General features: G+C 62.1%; 23 protein-coding genes. 9 read left to right on the top strand and 14 right to left on the bottom strand.

Annotation, left to right across the window (positions count from 1 at the left end):
* The 3 genes from JJ869_RS12690 to xylB form a co-directional block, all read right to left on the bottom strand.
* Nucleotides 1-387, bottom strand: a 387-nt coding sequence (locus tag JJ869_RS12690; RefSeq protein WP_292267653.1) for an extracellular solute-binding protein, incomplete at its 3' end; no start/stop codon positions are given.
* A 91-nt stretch (nt 388-478) separates the two neighbouring features.
* Nucleotides 479-1,510, bottom strand: coding sequence for a LacI family DNA-binding transcriptional regulator (locus JJ869_RS12695; RefSeq protein ID WP_292267654.1), 1,032 nt, complete (start codon nt 1,508-1,510; stop codon nt 479-481).
* A 128-nt stretch (nt 1,511-1,638) separates the two neighbouring features.
* On the bottom strand, nt 1,639-3,075 hold the full coding sequence (gene xylB / locus JJ869_RS12700) for a xylulokinase (RefSeq protein ID WP_292267656.1): 1,437 nt from the start codon (nt 3,073-3,075) through the stop codon (nt 1,639-1,641).
* 111 nt (nt 3,076-3,186) lie between these two features.
* Here xylB and JJ869_RS12705 point away from each other — a divergent pair, with 111 nt between their 5' ends.
* Together JJ869_RS12705 and JJ869_RS12710 are read left to right on the top strand one after the other, a co-directional pair.
* Nucleotides 3,187-4,401, top strand: coding sequence for a pyridoxal phosphate-dependent aminotransferase (locus tag JJ869_RS12705; protein WP_292267657.1), 1,215 nt, complete (start codon nt 3,187-3,189; stop codon nt 4,399-4,401).
* On the top strand, nt 4,398-5,201 hold the full coding sequence (locus JJ869_RS12710) for an aspartate dehydrogenase (RefSeq protein ID WP_292267659.1): 804 nt from the start codon (nt 4,398-4,400) through the stop codon (nt 5,199-5,201). Before JJ869_RS12705 ends, JJ869_RS12710 begins: the two co-directional genes overlap by 4 nt.
* A 4-nt stretch (nt 5,202-5,205) precedes the next feature.
* Here JJ869_RS12710 and JJ869_RS12715 read toward each other — a convergent pair whose 3' ends face one another.
* The 3 genes from JJ869_RS12715 to JJ869_RS12725 are packed head-to-tail and all read right to left on the bottom strand — an operon-like array spanning nt 5,206 to nt 7,806.
* Nucleotides 5,206-5,337, bottom strand: coding sequence for a hypothetical protein (locus tag JJ869_RS12715; RefSeq protein ID WP_292267683.1), 132 nt, complete (start codon nt 5,335-5,337; stop codon nt 5,206-5,208).
* Nucleotides 5,334-6,638, bottom strand: a complete 1,305-nt coding sequence (locus JJ869_RS12720; protein ID WP_292267661.1) for a c-type cytochrome — start codon at nt 6,636-6,638, stop codon at nt 5,334-5,336. The genes JJ869_RS12715 and JJ869_RS12720 overlap by 4 nt, the downstream gene beginning before the upstream one ends.
* Nucleotide 6,639: 1 nt before the next feature.
* Nucleotides 6,640-7,806, bottom strand: a complete 1,167-nt coding sequence (locus tag JJ869_RS12725; protein ID WP_292267681.1) for a formate dehydrogenase subunit gamma — start codon at nt 7,804-7,806, stop codon at nt 6,640-6,642.
* A 281-nt stretch (nt 7,807-8,087) separates the two neighbouring features.
* On the opposite strand from JJ869_RS12725, the gene cls reads away from it, so the two are divergent.
* Nucleotides 8,088-9,491 carry a cardiolipin synthase gene (cls, locus tag JJ869_RS12730; protein ID WP_292267662.1) on the top strand — a complete coding sequence of 468 codons (1,404 nt, stop codon included), beginning with the start codon at nt 8,088-8,090 and terminating at the stop codon, nt 9,489-9,491.
* Nucleotides 9,491-10,168, top strand: coding sequence for an endonuclease/exonuclease/phosphatase family protein (locus tag JJ869_RS12735; protein ID WP_292267664.1), 678 nt, complete (start codon nt 9,491-9,493; stop codon nt 10,166-10,168). The genes cls and JJ869_RS12735 overlap by 1 nt, the downstream gene beginning before the upstream one ends.
* Before the next feature lie 529 nt (nt 10,169-10,697).
* On the opposite strand, the gene fdh3B is transcribed toward JJ869_RS12735, so the two are convergent.
* The 6 genes from fdh3B to JJ869_RS12765 form a co-directional block, all read right to left on the bottom strand.
* Complete coding sequence (gene fdh3B / locus JJ869_RS12740) at nt 10,698-11,291, bottom strand: formate dehydrogenase FDH3 subunit beta (RefSeq protein WP_292267665.1); 594 nt, start codon at nt 11,289-11,291, stop codon at nt 10,698-10,700.
* Between the two features lie 15 nt (nt 11,292-11,306).
* Nucleotides 11,307-14,195, bottom strand: coding sequence for a formate dehydrogenase subunit alpha (locus JJ869_RS12745; protein WP_292267667.1), 2,889 nt, complete (start codon nt 14,193-14,195; stop codon nt 11,307-11,309).
* A gap of 103 nt (nt 14,196-14,298) precedes the next feature.
* On the bottom strand, nt 14,299-14,490 hold the full coding sequence (locus JJ869_RS12750) for a ubiquinol-cytochrome c reductase iron-sulfur subunit N-terminal domain-containing protein (RefSeq protein WP_292267669.1): 192 nt from the start codon (nt 14,488-14,490) through the stop codon (nt 14,299-14,301).
* Between the two features lie 90 nt (nt 14,491-14,580).
* Nucleotides 14,581-15,195: a molecular chaperone TorD family protein gene (locus tag JJ869_RS12755; RefSeq protein ID WP_292267670.1), complete on the bottom strand. Its 615-nt coding sequence runs from the start codon at nt 15,193-15,195 to the stop codon at nt 14,581-14,583.
* On the bottom strand, nt 15,192-15,875 hold the full coding sequence (locus tag JJ869_RS12760; protein WP_292267671.1) for a DUF3306 domain-containing protein: 684 nt from the start codon (nt 15,873-15,875) through the stop codon (nt 15,192-15,194). Before JJ869_RS12760 ends, JJ869_RS12755 begins: the two co-directional genes overlap by 4 nt.
* Nucleotides 15,872-16,438, bottom strand: a complete 567-nt coding sequence (locus tag JJ869_RS12765; protein WP_292267673.1) for a DUF3305 domain-containing protein — start codon at nt 16,436-16,438, stop codon at nt 15,872-15,874. The genes JJ869_RS12760 and JJ869_RS12765 overlap by 4 nt, the downstream gene beginning before the upstream one ends.
* A 124-nt stretch (nt 16,439-16,562) precedes the next feature.
* On the opposite strand from JJ869_RS12765, the gene JJ869_RS12770 reads away from it, so the two are divergent.
* Nucleotides 16,563-18,533, top strand: coding sequence for a 4Fe-4S binding protein (locus tag JJ869_RS12770; RefSeq protein ID WP_292267674.1), 1,971 nt, complete (start codon nt 16,563-16,565; stop codon nt 18,531-18,533).
* A 76-nt stretch (nt 18,534-18,609) separates the two neighbouring features.
* On the opposite strand, the gene JJ869_RS12775 is transcribed toward JJ869_RS12770, so the two are convergent.
* Complete coding sequence (locus JJ869_RS12775; RefSeq protein ID WP_292267675.1) at nt 18,610-19,371, bottom strand: hypothetical protein; 762 nt, start codon at nt 19,369-19,371, stop codon at nt 18,610-18,612.
* A gap of 98 nt (nt 19,372-19,469) precedes the next feature.
* On the opposite strand from JJ869_RS12775, the gene JJ869_RS12780 reads away from it, so the two are divergent.
* Genes JJ869_RS12780 through JJ869_RS12795 form a run of 4 tightly spaced genes read left to right on the top strand, consistent with a single transcriptional unit; the run spans nt 19,470 to nt 21,908 of the window.
* A complete protein-coding gene (locus tag JJ869_RS12780) occupies nt 19,470-19,661 on the top strand; it encodes a DUF6494 family protein (protein ID WP_292267676.1) in 192 nt (63 codons plus the stop codon).
* A gap of 2 nt (nt 19,662-19,663) precedes the next feature.
* Nucleotides 19,664-20,728, top strand: a complete 1,065-nt coding sequence (locus JJ869_RS12785) for an Mrp/NBP35 family ATP-binding protein (RefSeq protein ID WP_292267677.1) — start codon at nt 19,664-19,666, stop codon at nt 20,726-20,728.
* Nucleotides 20,725-21,429: a biotin/lipoate--protein ligase family protein gene (locus tag JJ869_RS12790; protein WP_292267678.1), complete on the top strand. Its 705-nt coding sequence runs from the start codon at nt 20,725-20,727 to the stop codon at nt 21,427-21,429. Before JJ869_RS12785 ends, JJ869_RS12790 begins: the two co-directional genes overlap by 4 nt.
* Nucleotides 21,429-21,908: a DUF6505 family protein gene (locus JJ869_RS12795; RefSeq protein ID WP_292267680.1), complete on the top strand. Its 480-nt coding sequence runs from the start codon at nt 21,429-21,431 to the stop codon at nt 21,906-21,908. Before JJ869_RS12790 ends, JJ869_RS12795 begins: the two co-directional genes overlap by 1 nt.
* 43 nt (nt 21,909-21,951) lie before the next feature.
* Here JJ869_RS12795 and JJ869_RS12800 read toward each other — a convergent pair.
* The coding region (locus JJ869_RS12800) for a DUF1194 domain-containing protein (protein ID WP_292267682.1) at nt 21,952-22,105 on the bottom strand (154 nt) is incomplete at its 5' end.

Genomic DNA, 22,105 nt, shown 5'->3' on the forward strand with positions numbered 1-22,105 from the left:
CGCATAAAGCGTGCCGTCATGCGAAAGGCCACCGGCCATGGCCGGAAGGATGTCTGCGGCATCGTATTCTGCCGACAGATCGTCCAGCGGAACAAGCCAGCCGTTGGCACCCCAGATCGGGGTTTCGTACATGCCGATGGTCATGATGTCGAACTGACCACCCTTGGTGGTGATGTCCGTGGTCACACGCTGACGCAGCACGTTTTCTTCCAGCGTCACCCACTCGACTTCGTGGCCGGTCTTGGCCGTGAAGTCATCGGTATAACCCTGCATGCGGATCATGTCGCCGTTGTTGACTGTTGCGATGGTGATGGTCTCTGCCTGTGCGGCTCCGACCATGATGAGCGACAACGCTGTCGCCGCACGAAGTGCGTTACTCAGGTGCATCCGAATCCTCCCTGGTTTTTGGATTACCTGGGGGCACTCAACACCAATTCATTTACTCGCGTCAATCAAAATTTTACCCGCGTAAATTTTACTACGCGGACTCCCGCATGATCAACCGTGCCGGAAACAGGCTTTCTGCCCTGTTTTCAAAGCGCCCGCCGCTTTCGATCAGACGAAACAGAGTCTCAACCGAGTGGTCCGAAACCGCGTTGTAATCATGCGCTGCGGTGGTCAGGGAAGGGCAGGTAAACCGCGAGAACGGGTGATCGTCATGTGACGCGACTCGCAATTCGCACCCCGGAGCGCGCCCGACCCGCACCCCGCTTTCGTAACACGCTGCCAGAAACCCGATGGCCAGACGGTCGTTGCTGCACAGCACCGTATTGGTGGGCAGCGACTTTTCCGACAACACCTTCAAACCACCCTGACGCCCGATCTCTTCGAACCCCCATCCCGTGCCGTCGATCTTGATCACATGCGGCTCAAGCCCAAGCCGCTCCATCATCGACAGATAGGCGATCCGGCGTTTGTTGGCGTTCGGGTTGGCGGGTGTCCGCATCTCGAAGAAACAGGGCGACTGGCCAGTGCGGCTCAGATATTCCACGGTCTGCGACACGAAACTGTGGTTGTCCGAACCGACAAACGCCTCACCCATCCCTTCGATATTACTGTCAAAAAGCACGGTGGGCACGTGTTTGCAGAAGGTCTCGATGGCCGATTTGTCGGACTGCCGTCCAAGCGGGGCAAGCAGCACACCCGCCGGTTTCATCGACCGCAAACTGTCCAGAATGTCGTTCTCATGCGCCTGATCGCCATGGGAACTGAACAGCGACGGCGTGAACCCCGCCTCGATGCAGCGCCCCTCGATCATCCGCACGATTTCGCCAAAAAACGGGTCCGCCAGATAGGGCACCACGATGCCGATATTCTTGGTCAGCTTCCGGTTCTGGTTCATCGCATAGATGTTGGGCCGGTAATCGTACTTTTCGAGCGCCGCTTCGATCCGCATTCGTGTGGATTTGCGCACGCTGCTGGGGTCGTGGAAATACTTCGACACGGTGGGCCGGGAGATGCCGCTGATGGCGGCGAATTCTTCCATGTTCCGGATCTCGGGTTGTGACATTGTGGGGCCCTGAAGACGTGTCGGAATACTCTATCCAATTTTGACAATTTCTTATCGCGCGCAAAAAATCAACAATGCGTGTAAAGTTTCTGTCCCATGCCGCATAGTGCGTCACGCGGTGCCAAGGATCAGCGCAAAGGCTTAAGGGCTTGGTAAAGCGCACGATACCGCTGCAAGCGGCCGTCGAGGTCCGGGGCCGAAGTTGGATCAAACCAATCCGCGATCTCGGGTTGGTGCCCCAGATCAGTCAGGCTCAACGCACCCATGCCACAGGCCGCCAGCCGGGCGGCCCCCATGGCGGGGCCAGCATCCGATCCAACGGTCCGCCCGATCCGCTGACCCGTCGCATTGGCGATCAGTTGCAACAGGAAGGGCGATTTGCTGCCGCCGCCGATCGCTGCCAGATGCGGAAGACCGGCAACGGTGTCGCCAAAACTGTCCACGGCATCGGCAAAGGTAAAGGCCACCGCCTCAAGCACCGCCCGACACAGTGCCGCGCGATCCGTGCTGTCCTCCAGCCCGAAGAAACCGGCACGGATATGCGGATCACCATGCGGACTGCGTTCGCCCGTCAGATAGGGCAGGAAGGTCGGCACGCGGTTCGGGTCAGCACTCTCGGCCAAGTTCACAACCTCACCCGCACTGATCTGCAACTGTCCCGCCATCCACGCAATCGGCCTCGCCCCATTCAGCATCGCCGCCATCTGATACCAGCGCTCTGGCACCGTATGGGCAAAGGCATGCACGAATTTGGCCGGGTTCGGATGATAGGCATCGCCGGCCACGAACAACTGCCCCGATGTCCCAAGCGAGATGAACCCGCGTCCCGCCTCAGTCGCGCCCAGCGACACTGCCCCGGTTGCGGCATCGCCGCCACCTGCGACGACAGGAATGCCCGCAGGCAACCCGGTCTCGGCCGCAGCAACAGCCGTGATCTGACCCACCACCTCATGCCCGTCAGCCAGACGCGGCAGCCAAGCCATCTCCGTGGCACTTGCCCCGGCCACAGCCGCGCTCCACTCACGCGTGCCCTGATCCAGCCACAAGGTCCCCGCCGCATCCGATCGATCCGTGACAAGCTCACCATGCAGGCGCAGGCCGATGTAATCCTTGGGCAGCAGGATATGCGCAATCCGCGCGTGAACCGCAGGTTCCTTCCGCGCGACCCACATCAGCTTGGGTGCGGTAAAGCCGGGCAGGGGCAACACACCCGCAATCGTTCCGATCTCGGGCAAAGCCGCCTGCAGACGCGCGCAATCTTCGGTCGACCGGCTGTCATTCCAAAGGATCGCCGGGCGCAACACCTGATGCGCGCCGTCTAACAGAACTGCGCCATGCATCTGTCCCGACAGGCCAATCCCTGTCACACCGGCCAGCTGCACCGTTTTGGCAATCCCTGCCAGCGCCGCACAGGTCGCCGCCCACCACGCCTGCGGGTCCTGCTCGGACCACCCCGGATGAGGTGAGGCCACCGTCAGATCGGCCGTGGCCGTTGCGTGAATCGCCGTGCCATCGGTGCAGATCACCTTGACCGCTGACGTGCCTATGTCGATGCCCAAAAACATGGCGCACCATTACGTCAGCGCTAACAACGGCGCAAGCCACCTGATCGCATTGTGGAACTAGCGCAGCCCCGCCTGCCGGGCTAGATAAGACCGAACCAAAGGGAGGTGCACATGAGCAGTCTTGACGCGAAATTCGCACGGCTCGGCGCAGACAACGCGCCGGGACAAGAGGTGCGCCAGAACGCGGACGATCTGAAATCGGTGATGCGCGGCGATATCCTGCCCGGCACTCCGGTCGATTTCTCGCATGGCGATGTCGACGCGTTCGAACCCACCCCCGGCGCACGGGCCGCATGGGAAGCCGGGTTTGAGGAGGGTGGGTCACAGGCCTATACCGAATATCGCGGTGCCGCCGCGATCCGCGCAGACGTGGCAGCGAGCCTTGCCGCCTTTACCGGCGCACCGGTCGATCCGGTGGATGAGCTGATCATCACCCCCGGCACCCAAGGCGCGCTGTTTCTGGCGCTGGGTGCAGTGGTGGACCGGGGCACCAAGGTTGCGATCATGGAGCCGGACTACTTTGCCAACCGCAAACTCGTCGCCTTCTTCGGCGGTGAGATCATGCCGGTCGCCCTCCATTATCACGAAGACGCCCCGCAGCGCGGCCCGGACCTCGGCCAGTTGGAAGCGGCGTTCAAAGCCGGGGCAGAGGTGCTGGTCTTCTCCACCCCCAACAATCCGACAGGCGTCGTCACCTCAGGAGATGCGATTATCGAAATCGCCCGCCTCGCGGCACAGCACAATGTGACCGTGATTGTCGATCAGCTCTATTCCCGCCTGCGCTACAGTGGCGAAAGCTACACCCACATGCGCGCCTGCGCCAAACGACCCGAGAACTTGATCACCATTATGGGGCCGTCCAAGACTGAATCGCTCAGCGGCTTCCGCCTTGGCGTTGCCTTCGGCTCGGCCCCCTTGATCGACCGAATGGAAAAACTGCAGGCCATCGTGTCGCTGCGCGCTGCGGGCTATTCCCAAGCCGCGCTCAAGACATGGTTCCAAGAACCCGAAGGCTGGATGGACACCCGCATTGCACAGCACGAGGCAATCCGTGACGACCTGCTAAAGATCTTCCGCGATGCCGGTTTCCCGACCGCCTGCCCACAGGCGGGCAGCTACCTCTTCCCCGAACTTCCCAAACTGGTGGTCTCCCCCGAAGATTTCGTCCGTCTCCTGCGGCTTCAGGCCGGGGTCACGGTCACACCGGGGTCGGAATTCTCACCGCACACGCGTTCCAGCGTGCGGTTGAACTTCTCACAGGATCACGCGGCGTCGGTCGCTGCAGCACACAGAATTGTAGATATGGTCGAAAGGTACAGGGCATGAAAATCGGAATAGCAGGACTTGGCGCCATCGGACTGCACGTCGCTCAGGAACTGGATCGCGGCGGCATCCCCGGCTGTGAACTCGCGGGCATCAGCGCCCGCACCGCAGACCGCGCCGCCGAGGCGAATGCGACCCTGTCGAAACCCGCCCCGGTCTATTCCCTGAGCGAGATCGCGGATCATTGCGACATCGTCGTCGAAACCCTGCCGCCGCAATTGTTCATGGAACTGGCCGTGCCCACCGTTGAGGCAGGCAAGGAACTGATCGTCTTGTCGGCCAGCCAGTTGATGGGCCAGCAGGCGCTGTTCGACCGTGCGGCCGAAACCGGAGCGAAGATCCTCATCCCATCAGGCGCAATCCTCGGCCTCGATGCGATCAAGGGGGCTGCGGTCGGCAATCTGGAATCGGTCGTGATCGAGACCCGCAAACCCGTCGCGGGCCTCGCCAAGGCACCTTACGTGATCGACAACAACATCGACCTCAGCAACCTGACGGAACCGAAACTGGTGCTCGGCGGCGCGGTCACAGACGTAGCCAAGGTGTTCCCGGCCAACGTCAACGTCGCGGTCGCGGTCAGCCTTGCGGGCTACGGCACCGACAAGACGCGGATGGAGGTTTGGGCCGACCCGTCGCTTGAAAAGAACCAGCACACCGTCCGCGTGGTGTCGGACTCGTCAGACTTCACCATGACGATCCAGAACCGCCCGACCGAGGAAAACCCCGCCACGGGCAAGATCACAGCCCTCAGCGTGATTGCGATGCTGCGGCAGAAAACGTCGGTGCTTCAGGTCGGAACGTGAGGGATCAGTCGCCCAGACGCACATTGGACGGGGACGCGCCCTGTTCAGCGGCGCTCCACCCCATCTGGTGGAGCGTGTAATCCGCGCCAACGGCGATCACGGCGATGGCGACAAATCCAATTAGCATGGCTTTCACTGCGAACTCTCCTCAGGTGCGGTTGTCTCACGCAGATAGGTCACAAGATCGGCGCGGTCCTGCGCCCCTGTGATCCGCTGCATCGGCATCTTGGTGCCGGGTATGTAATGCTCTGGTCCGATATCGAAAAGAGCATCAATCGTGTCTTCGTCCCAAATGACGTCCGACCCGTTCAGCGCGTCGGAATAGGTGTAATCCTCGACCGTACCCGCCTGCCTGCCGAACAGGTCATACAGGCTCGGCCCGGCACGGCGTGCGCTGCCAGGTGTCAGTGTATGACAGATCGAGCATTTGCGCATGAATTGCCGCTCGCCATTCGGCATCGTTTCAGCTGCCTGCAGGAAAGACGGCGATCCGGTTGCCATCGGATCGGCTTCGCCCATGGCAGCGATGGGCCAGGAATACATGCGCGGGTCCAACCCGCCTGCGTGGATGTTGGTCCCGTCATTGGAAAATGCCAGCGCCCAGACCGGGCCGCGTTCGGTGGCGCGGAAATCGCGAGCGATGCGCCAGTTCGGCGTGTCCACCACCATAATATATCCCTCGCCATCCCCCACGGCGAGCGTCGTGCCATCCGGGCTGGTGGCCATCGACAGGATCGGTCGCCGCTCAAGCGTCAGATCGGCAAGCGTGTCTCCGGTCGCAATATCAATGGCCCGTGTCCCACCATCAACCGCGCCATAGGCGAGCCAGCCCGCGTCTTCGTTCAGCTCAAGCTCGTTTACACCGAACCCGTGTTCGATCACCCGCTGGCGTTCGCTGTTGATGGACAAATCCCACAACCGAATGCTGCCATCGGCCGAGGCGGAATAAAGGTTCAGACCGTCACGGGTAAACGCCACGTCATTCACCGGCCCGCTATGCCCGGTCAGAAACACCGGCGCGCCGCCGTCCACGGGCCAAAGCCCGATGCTCCCGTCCCAACTGGCCGAGGCCACAACCGCCCCATCCGGCGACAGGGCCAATGAGACCACCTTGCCCTTGTGCCCGTCCCGGACCGCGACCTCAGTCCCATCGGCACCCCAGACCCTTAGCGTGAAATCGTCACCCGCAGAGTAAATCCGGCCATCCGGCGCAAAGAGCACGGCGTTGACCGCCGCCTCGTGCCCGTCGAACCACACAGGCGTCTGATCCGACCAAAGCCCCACCGCGTTGTCGAAACTCACGGTGGCGATCTGGTCGGTCTCGGACACGGCGATCCCCATGATGGGGCCGCCATGACCTTGGAGTGTGAAAAAATCACCTGCGGCCCCGGAGGTCGCCCAAAACAGGGCCGCAGAAGTGGCCAAAGCCGTGCGCATGTTACTCGGCGGGGGTGGCGCCGCTGGGCGCCTTGTTTTCCTGCTTCTTCACTTCTTCGACCCACAGGCTGTGGTGCTCTTTGGCCCACTGTTCCTCGACCATGCCGGTGCCCATCGCGTCATAGGCGCCTTCCATGCCGACCGAGCCGATATAGATATGCGCCAGAATGATCGCCATCAGCACAAAGCTGACAATCGCGTGCCAGAGCTGCGCATACTGCATCTCTTCATGCGGGGTCATGGCTTCGGGCAGGATGCCGAAACCCAGCATTTCCGGCAGGCCGGTGGTGTTCAGGATGGCAAAGGTCTTGGCAAACATCGGCAGTTCGAACGGGAACAGCAGCGACAGACCAGAGACCGAGATGGACCCGCCAAGAATGATCACCGACCAGAAGATTAGTTTTTGACCCGCGTTGAACTTCTTGGCCGGGGGATGCCCGCCGCCGAAAAGACCACCGCCCTTGGCCAGCCACTTGAGGTCGGTCTTGTCGGGGAAGTTGTGCACGACCCACATCACGAAGACCATCACCAGCGCCAGCATGAAGGCCCAGGACACGTTGTTATGTATCCATTTCGAGGCCCCCGCGATCAGCGCATAGCTTTCGTGTCCGTTGGTCGGAATCAGGAATTTGCGCCCCATGAGTGACACCAGACCCGTGATGCCCAACAGGATGAACGATCCCGCCAAAAGCCAATGACCGAAGCGTTCGAAGTTCTTGAAGCGCTCGATGCGGCGTCCGGTCTTTTCACCGTCGATCTTGACCCGACCGCGCAGCAGGAAAAACAACACCAGCGCGCCGATCGTGCCAAGAAGCAGATAGCCGCCGTAGGTCAGCAACGGGCCTTCGCGGAACAGCAGCCACCACATGCCGCGGTCCTGGATCAGTACATCGGCTGCCGGTCCGCGCGCCTGCGTGGTGACATCCGCCGCGTTGAACCGCATCCCGCGCCACAGATCGGGATCGGACGCGCCACCAAGGGTGCCCAACTGATCGGTGATGCCAGCGGCAGCCGACGGATCGCCGATGTTTTCGGCCCGGAACGAATTGTCGACAGGCAAGCCTTGCTGGCGACGCATGATGTCTTCCAACGTCGTAGCCCCACCCGTAGCAGAGCGATCGATCTCGGTCTCGGTTGCAACGGAACCGGCCTCTTGTGCGTTGGCCATACCCGGGGTCAGCCACGATGCCAGAACCAGAACGGCCAGTGCGGCCATGATGCAACCAAGGATGTAGTGTCGAATGTCACGCATATCCCTGCGTCCTCCCTAATGGGCGCATGAAACGCCCGGCCTTGCGAAATGCAGTGTTTTTGGGTCAGGTTTGACCGTAATTTTTGACGATGTCGGACCGCAAAACATGGGCGAGCCATACACCTTTGTCAGGATACTAAAGATGATGCCAACAGCAAGTCATTCTGAAAAGAAGACGGACGTAGAATTGACGGTTGATGGCTGAATTTATCACGCTCACCAACGCCGCCATCGCTGCGGCTCTTGCGGCCCTTGGGCTGTTTGCGGCCTACCGCGCGCTTCTGACCTCCCGTACGCCGCAAGGGGCGACGGCATGGATTCTGCTCATCCTGCTTTTGCCCATTTTCGGCACGTTGCTTTACCTTGTGTTCGGCCATGCCGATTACAAAAGCTTTGAGCGCGACCGCCGGAAATCCGACGAAGACATCTTTGATATGGCCTCCGAGGCCAATGTCACACACGAACCGTCGCGGCTCGACACGTTTGCGCGGATTGCGCGCCTGCCGGTGACCGATGGCAACGACATGTCGCTGCTCGTCGATGGGCACGCGACCTATGAGGCCGTGCAAGAGGCGATCCGATCCGCGAAGCACACGCTTTTCGTGCAGTTCTACACGATTGAGGATGACGACATCGGTCGTGTCCTGCGCGACGCGCTGATCGAGCGTGCGAAGGCTGGCGTTTCGATCTGGCTGCTGCATGACGAACTGCCGTTCTTCGGTCTGCCGCGCGGCTTCAAGAGGTCGCTGGAACAAGCAGGCATAAGGCTGGCGCGGCCGAAGGGGCCAAGCCGATTGCTTGGGCCGTTTCAGCTCAACTTCCGCAATCACCGCAAACTTGTTGTGATCGACAACACCGTCGCCTTTACCGGCGGGCTGAACGTGTCGAAAACCTATGTCGGGCGGAACCCGTCCATCGGTCCGTGGCGCGACACCTTTGCGCGTTTTCGCGGCCCCGTCGTGGCGCAGCTTGCGCTGCATTTCTCCTCGGACTGGATGTGGGCCACCGGCGAAGACCTTGGCGACATCGCCGCATCCACGCCGGCACCCGCCGGCCCTCTGAGAGCCGTGGCACTTGCCCCGTCCCCGGCCGAGGAAATCGCCGCGGGCAATCTCTATTTCATCGCGCTGGCCCATGCCGCACAAAGGCGCCTCTGGATCTCGACGCCCTATTTCGTACCGGACCGCGACGTGCTGACCGCGCTGCGCTTTGCCGCCTTGCGGGGAGTCGACGTCAAGATCCTCGTTCCGGGCCGGGCCGATCACTACATCACCTATTTCGCGGCGATGGCCTATTTCGACGACCTGCGCTCTGTGGGCGGTGAAATCTGGACCTATGATCCGGCGTTCGTACACCAGAAGGTCGCGCTGGTGGATGATGACCTGACATCGATCGGGTCAATCAACCTGGATGTCCGTTCGGGCCTGCTCAATTTCGAACTGACGGTGGTGATGGAGGGCAAGGCCGCCGCGTCCGAGGTCGAGACGATGCTGAGCACCGATTTCGGCAACGCCACGCGGGTGGACATCGACCTGTCGGATCGCAACATGATCGTTGGCATGCTGGCGCGCATTGCCCGGTTGTTTGCTCCGGTGCTGTGATGCGGATCGCCAGCTACAACATCCGCAAGGCGGTGGGGCTGGATTGGCGGCGCGATCCGCTGCGGATCATCCGGGTGCTGGCCGAACTTGATGCGGATGTGGTGGCGCTGCAGGAGGCGGACAAACGGCTCGGGGCGCGTCCCGCCGTGCTGCCCGAAGACGCGCTGTTCGACCACACCGGGCTGCGCGTGCTCAATGTCACCAATGGGCCAAGTTCCGGTTGGCACGGCAACGCGCTTTTGGTGCGGGACGGCTGGCGCATCGGCGCGACCGAACGTCTAAGCCTGCCGGGAATCGAACCGCGCGGTGCGCTGATCGCCGATCTTGAAGGACCACGGACACGTCTGACGCTTGTGGGCACCCATCTGGGCCTGCGCCGTGGCTGCCGTCAGTTGCAACTGGCGCATCTGCTGGATGAGTTGGCGGCGCGGACGGACAAGGCGGTGATCGCCGGTGATTTCAACGAATGGTCACCGCGCATCGGTTTCGACATTCTGGAACATGCCTTTGACGTCATCAGCCCCGGACGCAGTTTTCATGCCTCCCGCCCGATTGCGCCGCTGGATCGCTTTGCCGTGGGGCGCGGCTTGCGCGTGGCCGGGGCAGGGGTGTTCGAGCAGGGCGAGGCGCGCCGCGCGTCCGACCATCTGCCGGTCTGGATGGATCTCGACCTTTGAGCTGCGGTCGCATTTTCGAAAATGCGGGTCAGAGCCTTCGAAGGCTCTGAAAACGCGCGTTCGAACGCGCGTGTGACACGCTTTTCAAACCGTGGTCGCGGTCTTTCGAAAGACCGCGCGCCGCACGGTCCGTTTCCCGGTTCTTAACCCACGCGTCCGATACCCACGCCCACAAAAGCTTTTGAGCGGGAAGGGTCACTCCCATGCCGTTCAGACGATACTGATAGTTCTCTCGTATGCCGGAAGGCTGACCATGAGAGACCGGTCTTGCAAGGCTCTGAGACCCAGAGCACAGGTCGCGCGTTGAATCGCGGACTCGAGAGAACCGTCAGGCCCACGGGGCGGCGCCGCTTCTTTCCTTACGACCAAATGCTGGGCTAAGGCCCGGCCTGCACCAGAACCACCCGGCGGGAGAACACCCGACCGGTGCCGCTTGCATAGACCGACCTGACGTCCGGCGCACCGCAACGAAAAAGCCCCGGAGCAATGTCCGGGGCTTTTGCTGTCTTGCTGATGGGACCTGAACGGATCAGCCGTCTTTCTGGTCGTAGGCTGTGCCCCAGCCCCAGGCGCCCGAGCCGAAACCGCGCGCAACGACGCGCTCGCGGTAGATCGCCGACACCACGTCGCCGTCACCGGCAAGCAGAGCCTTCGTTGCGCACATTTCGGCGCAGATCGGCAGCTTGCCTTCGTCGATCCGGTTGCGGCCGTACTTGGCAAACTCGGCTGTGGAATGGTTCTCTTCCGGGCCACCGGCGCAGAAGGTGCACTTGTCCATCTTGCCGCGGCTGCCGAAGTTGCCCGCTTGCGGGTACTGCGGTGCGCCGAACGGGCAGGCATAGAAGCAGTAGCCGCAGCCGATGCAGAGGTCCTTGGAGTGCAGGACCACACCTTCTTCGTTCTGGTAGAAGCAGTCCACCGGGCAGACGGCCATACAGGGCGCGTCCGAACAGTGCATGCAAGCCACCGAGATCGAGCGTTCGCCAGGCATACCGTCGTTGATGGTGACCACCTTGCGGCGGTTGATCCCCCACGGAACCTCGTGCTCGTTCTTACAGGCTGTAACGCAGGCGTTGCATTCGATGCAGCGTTCGGCGTCGACTAGAAATTTAGCGCGTGCCATGTCTTATTCTCCTCCTTACGCTGCCATGATCTTGCAAAGCGTTGCTTTGGTTTCCTGCATCTGGGTCACCGAGTCATACCCGTAGGTCTGTGCGGTGTTGGTCGATTCACCCAAGACATAGGGGTCTGCACCTTCCGGGTACTTGGACCGCTGGTCCTCGCCCTGGTAGTGCCCACCGAAGTGGAACGGCATGAACGCCACACCCGGAGCAACCCGTTCGGTCAGCATGGCCATAACCTTGACCTTGCCGCCTTCGGGGCCTTCCACCCAGACCTGTGCCCCGTCACGCACACCAAGGTTGTTGGCGTCGCGCGGGTTGATCTCGATGAACATGTCCTGCTGCAGCTCGGCCAGCCACGGGTTCGACCGTGTCTCGTCGCCGCCGCCCTCGTATTCGACCAATCGGCCGGAGGTGAGGATGATCGGGTAATCCGCCGAGAAATCCTTGGCTTGGATCGACTTGTACATCGTCGGCACACGCCAGAACTTCTTGTCCTCGTAGGTCGGATAGTCTGCCACGAGGTCGTAGCGGTTGGTGTAGAGCGGTTCGCGGTGCACCGGCACCGGATCCGGGAAGGTCCACACAACGGCACGCGCCTTGGCGTTGCCGAAGGGCGCGCATTCGTGCTTAATCGCCACCCGCTGGATACCGCCCGACAGGTCGGTCTTCCAGTTGGCTTTCGGTCCGCCGACGGCGTCGATCGCCGCGCGCTCTTCCGCCGTCAGGTCGCTGTCCCAACCAAGGTCCATCAGCATCTGCATGGTAAACTCAGGGTATCCGTCCTGAATTTCCGAGTTCTGCGAATAGACGCCCTCGGCCAGCAGGTTCTCACCGTCCTTTTCCACGCCAAAACGGGCACGGAAGGTCAGGCCGCCTTTGGAAACCGGCAGCGACATGTCGTAGAGGTTCGCCGTACCCGGATGGTTCATCTCGGGTGTGCCCCAGCAAGGCCACGGCATGCCGTAGAAGTCGCCATCAGCCGGACCGCCATTTGCCCGCAACGTGGTGCGGTCAAAGGTGTGCTGGTTGGCCATGTGCAGCTTCATCCGCTCGGGCGACTGGCCGGTATAGCCGATCGTCCACATACCGCGGTTGAACTCGCGGGTGATGTCTTCGATCACCGGGGTCAGGCCGTCGTCTTCCAGCGCGATATTGCGGAAGATGCGGTCGTGGAAGCCGAACTTCTGGGCGAACATCGCCATGATCTCATGGTCGGTCTTCGATTCGAACATCGGAGCCATGACCTGATCCCGCCACTGAAGCGACCGGTTCGAGGCGGTGACAGAACCACGGGTTTCGAACTGAGTCGTTGCCGGCAGAAGGTACACGCCATCGGTGCGATCATGCAGAACGGCAGAGACCGTCGGGAAGGGATCGATCACGACCAGCGTGTCGAGCTTTTCCATCGCCGTCTTCATTTCCGGCAGACGGGTCTGCGAGTTGGGCGCATGGCCCCACAGCACCATCACGCGGGTGTTGTCCGGCTGATCAAGGTTTTCCTTGTCTTCCAGAACACCGTCGATCCAGCGCGATACCGGGATACCCGTCAGGTTCATCATCGGGGTTTCGCCGACCATCTCCTGCGAGAACCGGGCCTTCAGCCAATCCAGGTCTTCTTCCCAGACGCGTGCCCAGTGGGCCCACGATCCCGGAGCCAGACCATAGTAGCCGGGCAGGGTATCGGCGAGAACACCAAGGTCGGTTGCGCCCTGCACGTTGTCGTGGCCGCGGAAGATGTTCGTGCCGCCACCTTCTGTGCCCATGTTGCCCAGAGCCAGCTGCAGGATGCAGTAGGCGCGGGTGTTGTTGTTGCCGTTGGTGTGCTGGGTGCCGCCCATGCACCAGATCACGGTGCCGGGACGGTTGTTGGCCAGCGTGCGTGCAACGCGCTCAAGCTGCGAACCGGGGGTGCCGGTAACGCGCTCGACCTCGTCGGGGTTCCACTTGGCGACTTCTTCCTTGATCTGGTCCATGCCCCAGACACGGGTGCGGATGAACTCTTTGTCTTCCCAGCCGTTCTCGAAGATGTGCCACAAGATACCCCAGACCAGCGCCACGTCGGTGCCGGGACGGAAGCGGACATATTCGTCGGCATGGGCTGCGGTGCGGGTAAAGCGCGGATCGCAGACGATGAGCGGCGCGTTGTTCTGCTCTTTTGACTTGAGGATGTGGAGCAGCGACACCGGGTGCGCTTCGGCAGGGTTGCCGCCGATCAGGAAGATCGCGCGCGACTTGTGGATGTCATTATAGCTGTTGGTCATGGCGCCGTAGCCCCATGTGTTCGCCACACCGGCCACAGTCGTCGAGTGACAGATACGCGCCTGGTGGTCGATATTGTTCGTGCCCCAATAGGCGGCGAACTTGCGCATCAGGTAGGCTTGTTCGTTGTTGTGCTTGGCGGAACCGAGCCAGTAGACCGAGTCCGGGCCGCTTTCGTCGCGGACCTGAAGCATCTTGTCACCGATCTCGTTGATCGCCTGTTCCCAAGAGATGCGCTTCCACTCACCACCCTCTTTTTTCATCGGGTACTTGAGGCGGCGCTCACCATGGGCGTGCTCGCGAACGGCGGCACCTTTGGCGCAGTGGGCGCCAAGGTTGAACGGGCTGTCCCAGCCGGGCTCCTGCCCGATCCAGACGCCGTTGCTGACTTCGGCAACAACGGTACAGCCGACGGAACAGTGCGTGCAGACCGACTTGACGGTCTGAACCGCGCCGTTGACGGCGGATTGTGCACTGGCTTGCGTGACGGCTCCACCTGTGGCGCTGATCGCGGCAAGGCCACCGATGGCCAGACCCGATCCGCGCAGGAACGAGCGTCTGTCGACAGATTTATTGGAAATCTCGGAAATCAGGCCTGTCCGCGCAGCGCGCCGTGTCAGCCCTCCGGTTTTCTTTCTTAGCATGTTATCCCTCTCAAGCTACCTGGGCGCGATGCGCCGTTGGCGGGGTTGCGTCCTGCGACCGGTCTATGTCCGGTCGGATCAGGGAATGCGTGTGACCGTTTCTTCAGAAGCGGGCGCTGGCGAGATAGGCGCGGGTGTGCGCGGTATCTTGCATCCGGCCGTCTGCCTTGGGCGTTTCCGCCGCTTCGGCTTGGGTGCCGGACACGGCGACCGCCGCAACGGCAGCCGGGGCTGCGGTGCTTGCCAGCTTCAGAAAATCACGGCGACTTTTGGACGCCTCGGTTTTCTCAGTCATGGAAGGTTTCCTCCCTTCTTCCAAGATGCGCGGCAAGTGGGCCGCATTGGGGCAGTTTCCCGCCCGGTTCTTAACCGAACCCGACCGGGGTCAGGACGGCGTCAGCCTGAACGCTTCGCGCTCAATCTGCATGAATGCCTTTCCAACCGAGCCGACCGCGCTGTAAAGCATCGCGGTCTTTGCGGTTTCAAGATCGGCATAGAAATGGCTTGCCCACGGGGCGATATGGCGGTTGTAGAACAGCTTTTGATCTTCGATCGTCGACGGCGTTGAAAACCGTCCCACGATCAACCCGCCCATCACTTCCATGAGCGTCGCGATGTTGTCTTCGGGTTCATAGACATTGGGCGCGCGTTCGATCCGGCGCGCCGACAGGTCGCTGCGCAGCACCGCCAGCGGTTTTTCATGCAGGAAGCCTGTGAGGTAAAAGCTTGCATAGGGGAGCAACTCGCCCCGGCCCAAACCGATGAACAGCTTGTTGAACTCGCGCTCGGCTTGCTGCGGAGTCGTGGTTCGGGCGCAATCCGCAAGACGGGTGATCGCCTGACCAAGGTCCGTGTCATCGCCCGTCAGACCTGCGGTTTGCGCCAGCAACAACTCGTCGGGCGGCGCGGACAGGATCAGGCCAAGATAATTGTAGAGATCCGCGCGCAGGCGGTCTTCCTCTGACACCGATGGCGAGGTCTGAGCCGCGCTCATTGTCATCCTGTCTCACTTTCTATTCTGAATCGCATCCGTCTCGGACGCGCAGGTTCCTCGGATACTGTATCCAACGGTGTGCTGTTGGCATATTCATCCTGCTTCGTATCGTCTACGACCATGGTCGCAGATGCAGGTGCGGCAATTGCATTCTCCTGCATAATTTCCGGAATAGATTCATTTTCGACAGATGTTTTGCCGTCTGCCTCAGCTGAACCGATTTCTGACAGATTCTGTGAGGTATCAAGGTGTTCGCCAGATCGCGCGGCAATCTTGGCCCGCTCCTGTTCCTCCAGAGCCTGCACATGACGCAGCAATCCCTTGCCCACCTGGTAGGCTGTTTTGACCCCCGGCGCGTCGGTCGCGGCGTTGGTGAAGTCACCGTCGTAATCGTTCAGCCCATCCAGATTGGCGAGCACCGGATTGAGCCGCCACAACTGCCGCAGCGCACGGCGGCGCAGACGTTCTGGCACCGCCTTGTTCATAAAGCCCGCGATGTCCTGACCGGGCTCAAGGTTGTCTGGGTCGGGCAGGCCGAACTCATCCAGGATCTCGGCGTCCGTCTTTTCCTCAAGCTGTTTGTGCTTTTCCTCGACTTCGGCCGCTTCGGCGCGGCGTGCCTCTTCAGCTTGCTCCGCTTCGACCCGCGCCTTGCGGCGGGACCAGAAATCCGACCCCCGGCTCATGACTCGCGCGCCTTTCGGGCGCTGGACGGTGCGCGATACACGTCGCTGACCTGTGCAATGCGTGGATCGCCTTTGCCGTCTTCGACCTTGTCTTCCAGATAGCGCTTACGCTTGCGTTTCACGAAAGGCTCTTCCACGAAATGAAGGTCAGTCCATTCTTGCACCCAGGCCACTAGGGCAGGCGGCATCGGGACTTTTTCGACGACGTCCTCGCCCCCATCGGAATATTGCATCGCCTCATGCGGGTTGGCGGTGATCAGCTTGACCTTGTAGGGCCATTCATCGTCGCCGGGTCGCAGCACGACATAGGCGCAGACGACTTTTTGCGCGAGCCCGATGCGATACGCCTCGGCATCGGTGCGCCACAGGGTCAGTGCGCGGGTGCCAACATGGTATTCGGCAATATCGCCTTCCTCCCGCAGCAATTTCCAATGCGCGGGCCCGGCTCCGGGCAAAAGTGCTGTGGGCGCATAAGCCCATTTCTGCCAGCGGGTCACACCGGGGCGGCGCCGCATCACAACGCCCACCGGCATCTCGATGGAACGGGTCTCTGTCGTGGTCAAACGTGTGTCCTCCCAATCCGGCCTCACGGGCGCGGTTGACATCTGCCTAGCATAGCCCTTGGGTATGTCCAAATATCAACCAACGACAAGAGACCACGCGGGCAACCGCCGCGAAAGGGCCAACATGGGAACCAGACTGCTTCTTTGTGACTGCCTTGGCAGCCAGACCGTTGACGCCGCCGCTATCGGCGATGTGACATCGCTTGATCCGTCAAAGGTCTATACCAACCTGTGCGGCACACAGACCGAGGCCGCAGCAAAGGCGATCGAGGCCGGGAACGTGATGATCGCCTGTACGCAGGAAAGTGCGTTTTTCGAGATGCTGGCCGAAGAGTTGGGCGTCGACGCCCCCGGATTCGTCGACATCCGCGACCGCGCCGGTTGGAGCGATCAGGGCGCCAAGGCGGGGCCGAAACAGGCAGCCCTTGCGGCAGAGACAGCATTCAGCCTGCCTGCGCCCAAAGTGGTCGATGTGGTCAGCGAAGGCACCTGCCTGATCGTCGGCAGCGGCGAAACCGTGTTCGCGGCAGCCGCCCAGCTCTGCGACACGCTAGCGGTGACTGTGTTGCAGACGGACACGTCAGATGTGCCGCTCGACCGTCGCTTCGATGTGGTGCGTGGACGGGTGCGGAACCTGAACGGCGCGCTCGGCCAGTTCGAAGTGCGGATCGACGGGTTCTCGCAACTCCTGCCCGGTGGGCGCGGGGCGTTCGGCTTCAGCACCCCCAAGGATGGCGCGGTGTCGGAATGCGATCTGGTGGTCGACCTGACAGGCGATCCCGCCATGGTGCCCGCGCCGCACAAGCGCGAAGGTTACCTGCGCGCCGATCCGCGCCAGCCTGTTGCTGTGGCGGCGGTTCTGGCTGAGGCGGCGCAAATGGTCGGCACTTTCGAGAAGCCGCTCTACATCGCGCTGGAGCCCGCATTGTGTGCCCACAGCCGTGCGGAACAGACGGGTTGTTCCAAGTGCCTCAACATTTGCCCCACAGGCGCGATCACCTCGGCAGGCGATCACGTCGCCATCGACCCGATGATCTGCGCCGGATGCGGGGCCTGTGCCGCGCTCTGTCCGTCGGGCGCCATCGCCTATGACGCGCCGCCGGTATCGGCGGTGTTCCGGCGTCTGGACGCGCTGTCTTCGACCTATCGCAAGGCGGGCGGTACCGCGCCGCGCCTGCTGGTCCACGATGCCGACCACGGGACCGAGATGATCAGCCTCTCGGCCCGCTTTGGCCGGGGCCTGCCTGCGGATGTGATCCCCTTCGCGATGGACAGTCTGGCCGCCTTTGGCCATGCCGAGATGATGGCTGCGCTCAGCTGTGGATTTGCATCGGTTGATGTGCTGCTCGCCCCGCGAACCGAGCGGGACACGCCGGAGCATGAGGCGATGCTGGCCAATGCGTTGTCCGGTGGTGGCCGTGTGCAGGTGATCGATATGGTCGATCCCGATGCGCTGAGCGATCACCTCTATGGCGGTGCTGCGCCCAAACCGGTGGCCTCGCCCAGCCTGCCCATCGGCACACGGCGTCAGGTGGCCCGCGTCGCCGCCAAGGCAATGATGCCCGAGGCCGAGATCCTGCCCCTGCCGGAAAACGCGCCCTACGGCGCGGTGCTGGTCAACACCGACGCCTGTACTCTGTGTCTGAGCTGCGTGTCGCTCTGTCCATCCGGCGCATTGGGCGACAATCCGGACCTGCCGCAACTGCTGTTTCAAGAGGACGCTTGCCTGCAATGCGGGATTTGCGCCACGATCTGCCCGGAGACCGCGATCACGCTGGAGCCGCGCATGAACCTAACCGATGCGGCCTTCAGCCAGGTTGTGCTGCACGAGGAGGAGCCGTTTGCCTGCATCGAATGTGGGGCGTTGTTCGGGGTGAAGTCGACCATCGAGAAGATCACCGAAAAGCTGGCAGGCAAGCATTCGATGTTCGCCACCAGCGACGCGGCGAAGATGATCCAGATGTGCGACAATTGCCGGATCCAGGCACAGTATCATTCAAAGAACAACCCCTTCGCGCTGGGCGAACCCCGCATCCCGCGCACGACGGATGATTACCTGAAAGAGACGCCATACTCGAAACGCAAGGATCATTGAGCGGGCAAGCGCGTTCGAACGCGCGTGTCGCGATTTAGAAATCGCGGGGGAACGCCTTTCGAAAGGCGGTCTTCCCTCAATCCTGCATCGACTGAACCGGCCGCCCCAAATCTGCAGGCGCAATGCCCTGCACAAAGGCCATGATGTTCTCCAGATCGTCCAGCGTCATCTCGACCGCCGCAATCGGCGACGGGCGGGTTGGGTCGAACGGCTCGGTCACGTTTTCGATCTGGGTAAAGGCCGGGTGCGGTTTCAACACGTAAAAGGCCTGAAACCGGTCTTCCCAATCCCGCAGCGTGCGGAGCACGGCGAACGAAGGCGTGGAGCCGATGGAGTTCATGCGGTTCTTGTCGCTCACCACATGACAGCGCCCGCAATGGGACAGCGACACTTCCTCGCCCCGCAATGCATCCCCGTCATAAGTGATCTGAACCACGACTTTCTCGACCTTGATCTCGGACGTGAAGGGCGCAACCCCGTCGACCTGATAACTGTCCACCGTGTTGCGCCCCACATCCGAGCGAAGCCACTCGGCAAAGCGCTGGGCGTCGGGATCGTCGCCCGCGTCGAATTTCCAAACAGTGTCGAGGCCTGCGAACGCGACAATGCCACTGTCTCCGAAGCGGGCATCGGCGGGTGTGCCGGGCTCGGCAAGGGTGATGCGCGTCTGGGTCTTGAGCGAGAATCGCGGCAGCAGGAACTTGAGCAGTCCGCTGTCCACCAGCGCGTCAGGGGCTTCCAGAGTAAAGGTCTTGTCCTGCGCCAGCACAGGTTGCGTCAGCAAAACGGCGGCCAGCGCGCCGAGGCTGAAACGCCAAAGATGTCGGGTCGCGGTCATTCTACAGCGCCTCCTTGCTTGAAAGCCTACTTGCGCTGGCTTACACCCGTCAACGCTTCGCCTCGCAAAGAACGAGGGAACGCCAAGGGAGATAACCGATGAGCGATGATTTCAACATGTCGATGCGCAAGTTCCTCAAGCAGGTTGGGGTGACCTCTCAACAGGCCATCGAAGAGGCGATGCGCAACGCCGACACCAGCGGCAAGTCCTTCGAGGCAAAAGTGATTCTGACCATCGACGGCCTCGAGCTTGAGCATGTCGTAACCGGCACCATCAAGGGACAGGACTGACTGTGGCCCTGGATCGTGAGGCGGTTCTGGCCGCACTGAAAGCCGTGACCGATCCGGTCTCGGGACAGGATATCGTGGCTGCAGGTATTGTCCGCGCGCTGAACGTGGATGGCGGTGCGGTGCGGTTCGTGGTCGAAGTGGCCCCGGACAAGGCCGACGTCTATGGCCCGGTGCGCCAAGCCGCAGAGGATGCGGTGAAGGCGCTGGGTGCCGCCAGCGTGTCGGCGGTGATGACCGCGCATTCCGTGCCGAAACCGCCGCCCGATCTCAAGGGCGGGGCGAAGCCGAAACCGGCAGGCCCCGAAAAGATCCCCGGTGTGGACCGGATTCTGGCGATTGCGTCCGGCAAGGGCGGCGTGGGCAAATCCACCGTGTCGGCAAACCTTGCCTGTGCGTTGGCCGCCGAGGGGCGTCGCGTTGGCTTGCTTGATGCGGATGTCTATGGCCCGAGCCAGCCGCGTATGCTGGGCGTGTCCGGTCGTCCCGCCAGCCCGGATGGAAAGACGATCCTGCCGATGCGCAATTTCGGTGTGACCATGATGTCCATCGGTCTCATGGTGAACGAAGGTCAGGCTGTTGTCTGGCGTGGGCCGATGCTTATGGGCGCGTTGCAGCAGATGATGATGCAGGTGCAGTGGGGCGCTTTGGATGTGCTGCTGGTCGACCTGCCGCCGGGCACCGGGGACGTGCAGATGACCCTGTCGCAGAAGGCGCATGTGGATGGCGCGGTGGTGGTTTCCACGCCTCAGGACGTGGCGCTTCTGGATGCGCGCAAGGGGATCGACATGTTCAACCAGATGAACGTGCCGATTGTCGGCCTGATCGAGAACATGTCGACGCATATCTGCTCCAATTGTGGTCATGAAGAGCACATCTTCGGTCATGGCGGTGTCGCAGCCGAGGCGGCCAAGCTGGGTGTGCCCCTGCTGGCTGAAATCCCGCTGCATCTGGACATCCGAAAGGCGGCTGACGGCGGTGCGCCCATCGTGGTGTCGAAACCCGACAGTGCGCAGGCACAGGCCTTCCGTGATCTGGCCCGCACGCTGATTGCCGCTGGCAAGGCATGACCTCTGGTCCGGTGTTCCCGCCCTTGATGCAGGGCATCAACGCGGCGGGGGCCGACCCGTTCGAGGCGGCGTGCTCGGAGGCAGCGCAAGGCTGTGATGCGGGCACGATCCTCTATGATGTGACGCCCGAACGGTTGCAGGCGGCCATCGTTCTTGCACCCGAAGTGCCGTTGGCGGATGCGGCGGCGATGCTGCCGCTGACTGGGGTCGCGGTGCAGAACGCGCTGGGCGCGCTGGGGCCGTCGGAACTGGCGGTGCATCTGTGCTGGGACGGACCGATCCGGGTGAACGGGGCGCTCTGCGGATATGTGCGGGGCGCGACGGATGTCTCGGACGTGGCGGAAGAGCCCGGCTGGCTGGTCGCCGGGTTCGAACTTGTCTTTGCTCGGCCGCACGTGGCGGGGGGCGAAACACCGGACGAGACCGACCTGATGAGCGAAGGCTGCGGGGACCTGACCCCGACCGATCTGCTGGAAAGCTGGTCGCGGCATCTTCTCAACTGGATCAGCCGGTGGGAGGACGAGGGCATGGGGCCATTGCACACCGAATGGTCCGGTCTGGCACATGGGATGGGCGCGGACGGGACATTCCTTGGCCGCTCCGGTCACTTCCTTGGGCTGGATGAAAAGCTTGGCCTATTGCTTCGGGCCGAGGGGCAGACCATGCTCCTGCCGGTGACCGACCTTTTGGAGATCCGTTGATGAAACTTGCCCGCGCCATCCATTTCGACGAAAGCGACCAGCGCGTCTTTCATTCCCCGGCACGCACGGGCGAATGGTGCATCTCGGGCGGGTTCGAGTTTTCCAACTGGTCCGAGGGCGATCTGGAGGGCCGCGCGAAACAGGCGTTCACGAACGGCTGGCTCGGGGCCGAGACCTTTGGCCGGGTGAGTTTTGTCGCCGTGACGCAGATGGAGCCGGTGGAACACGCCGCATTGGTGCAGGGCCTCGCGCAGCATTTCGTCGACATCTACGGCGCACCGTCGGTTGAGGCCGCGCGCCCGGTGGCCGAAGCCGAGATCGCGCATATGGCGGAACTCTGTGATGAACACGCGCCCAACACCCTGCTGACAGTGAGCCGGGAGTTGACCGAGGCGGGGGTGAAGGAAGCGTTTCGGGTGATCGAACCGCAGGAGGCGGAACTCACGCTGCTGGCTGTGCACGGCTCGCTGGACGAGTAAAGCGTCTTGGAAGACGCTTAGGCCGCGATTTCGAAATCGCGGCCTAAGGCTTTTCGAAAAGCCTTCCTGCCGCATCCGCCACATCCCGCGTCGGCATCTCGCCCGAGATCTCCAGGATCAGCTTGCGCTTCACCGCTTCCGCGAATGAATCGCGGTTCTCGGCGGTCACCACGAACGCCCCCAGCCCGCCGATGATC

The organism is Marivita sp. (assembly GCF_017643905.1).
Taxonomy (GTDB): Bacteria; Pseudomonadota; Alphaproteobacteria; order Rhodobacterales; family Rhodobacteraceae; genus Marivita.

What these genes read in the sequence shown, in the direction of transcription:
- JJ869_RS12695 (WP_292267654.1), bottom strand. Translation starts at nt 1,510, where the DNA reads ATGTCACAACCCGAGATCCGGAACATGGAAGAATTCGCCGCCATCAGC.
- xylB (WP_292267656.1), bottom strand. Translation starts at nt 3,075, where the DNA reads ATGTTTTTGGGCATCGACATAGGCACGTCAGCGGTCAAGGTGATCTGC.
- JJ869_RS12705 (WP_292267657.1), top strand. Translation starts at nt 3,187, where the DNA reads ATGAGCAGTCTTGACGCGAAATTCGCACGGCTCGGCGCAGACAACGCG.
- JJ869_RS12710 (WP_292267659.1), top strand. Translation starts at nt 4,398, where the DNA reads ATGAAAATCGGAATAGCAGGACTTGGCGCCATCGGACTGCACGTCGCT.
- JJ869_RS12720 (WP_292267661.1), bottom strand. Translation starts at nt 6,638, where the DNA reads ATGCGCACGGCTTTGGCCACTTCTGCGGCCCTGTTTTGGGCGACCTCC.
- JJ869_RS12725 (WP_292267681.1), bottom strand. Translation starts at nt 7,806, where the DNA reads ATGGCCAACGCACAAGAGGCCGGTTCCGTTGCAACCGAGACCGAGATC.
- cls (WP_292267662.1), top strand. Translation starts at nt 8,088, where the DNA reads ATGGCTGAATTTATCACGCTCACCAACGCCGCCATCGCTGCGGCTCTT.
- JJ869_RS12735 (WP_292267664.1), top strand. Translation starts at nt 9,491, where the DNA reads ATGCGGATCGCCAGCTACAACATCCGCAAGGCGGTGGGGCTGGATTGG.
- fdh3B (WP_292267665.1), bottom strand. Translation starts at nt 11,291, where the DNA reads ATGGCACGCGCTAAATTTCTAGTCGACGCCGAACGCTGCATCGAATGC.
- JJ869_RS12745 (WP_292267667.1), bottom strand. Translation starts at nt 14,195, where the DNA reads ATGCTAAGAAAGAAAACCGGAGGGCTGACACGGCGCGCTGCGCGGACA.
- JJ869_RS12750 (WP_292267669.1), bottom strand. Translation starts at nt 14,490, where the DNA reads ATGACTGAGAAAACCGAGGCGTCCAAAAGTCGCCGTGATTTTCTGAAG.
- JJ869_RS12755 (WP_292267670.1), bottom strand. Translation starts at nt 15,195, where the DNA reads ATGACAATGAGCGCGGCTCAGACCTCGCCATCGGTGTCAGAGGAAGAC.
- JJ869_RS12760 (WP_292267671.1), bottom strand. Translation starts at nt 15,875, where the DNA reads ATGAGCCGGGGGTCGGATTTCTGGTCCCGCCGCAAGGCGCGGGTCGAA.
- JJ869_RS12770 (WP_292267674.1), top strand. Translation starts at nt 16,563, where the DNA reads ATGGGAACCAGACTGCTTCTTTGTGACTGCCTTGGCAGCCAGACCGTT.
- JJ869_RS12775 (WP_292267675.1), bottom strand. Translation starts at nt 19,371, where the DNA reads ATGACCGCGACCCGACATCTTTGGCGTTTCAGCCTCGGCGCGCTGGCC.
- JJ869_RS12780 (WP_292267676.1), top strand. Translation starts at nt 19,470, where the DNA reads ATGAGCGATGATTTCAACATGTCGATGCGCAAGTTCCTCAAGCAGGTT.
- JJ869_RS12790 (WP_292267678.1), top strand. Translation starts at nt 20,725, where the DNA reads ATGACCTCTGGTCCGGTGTTCCCGCCCTTGATGCAGGGCATCAACGCG.
- JJ869_RS12795 (WP_292267680.1), top strand. Translation starts at nt 21,429, where the DNA reads ATGAAACTTGCCCGCGCCATCCATTTCGACGAAAGCGACCAGCGCGTC.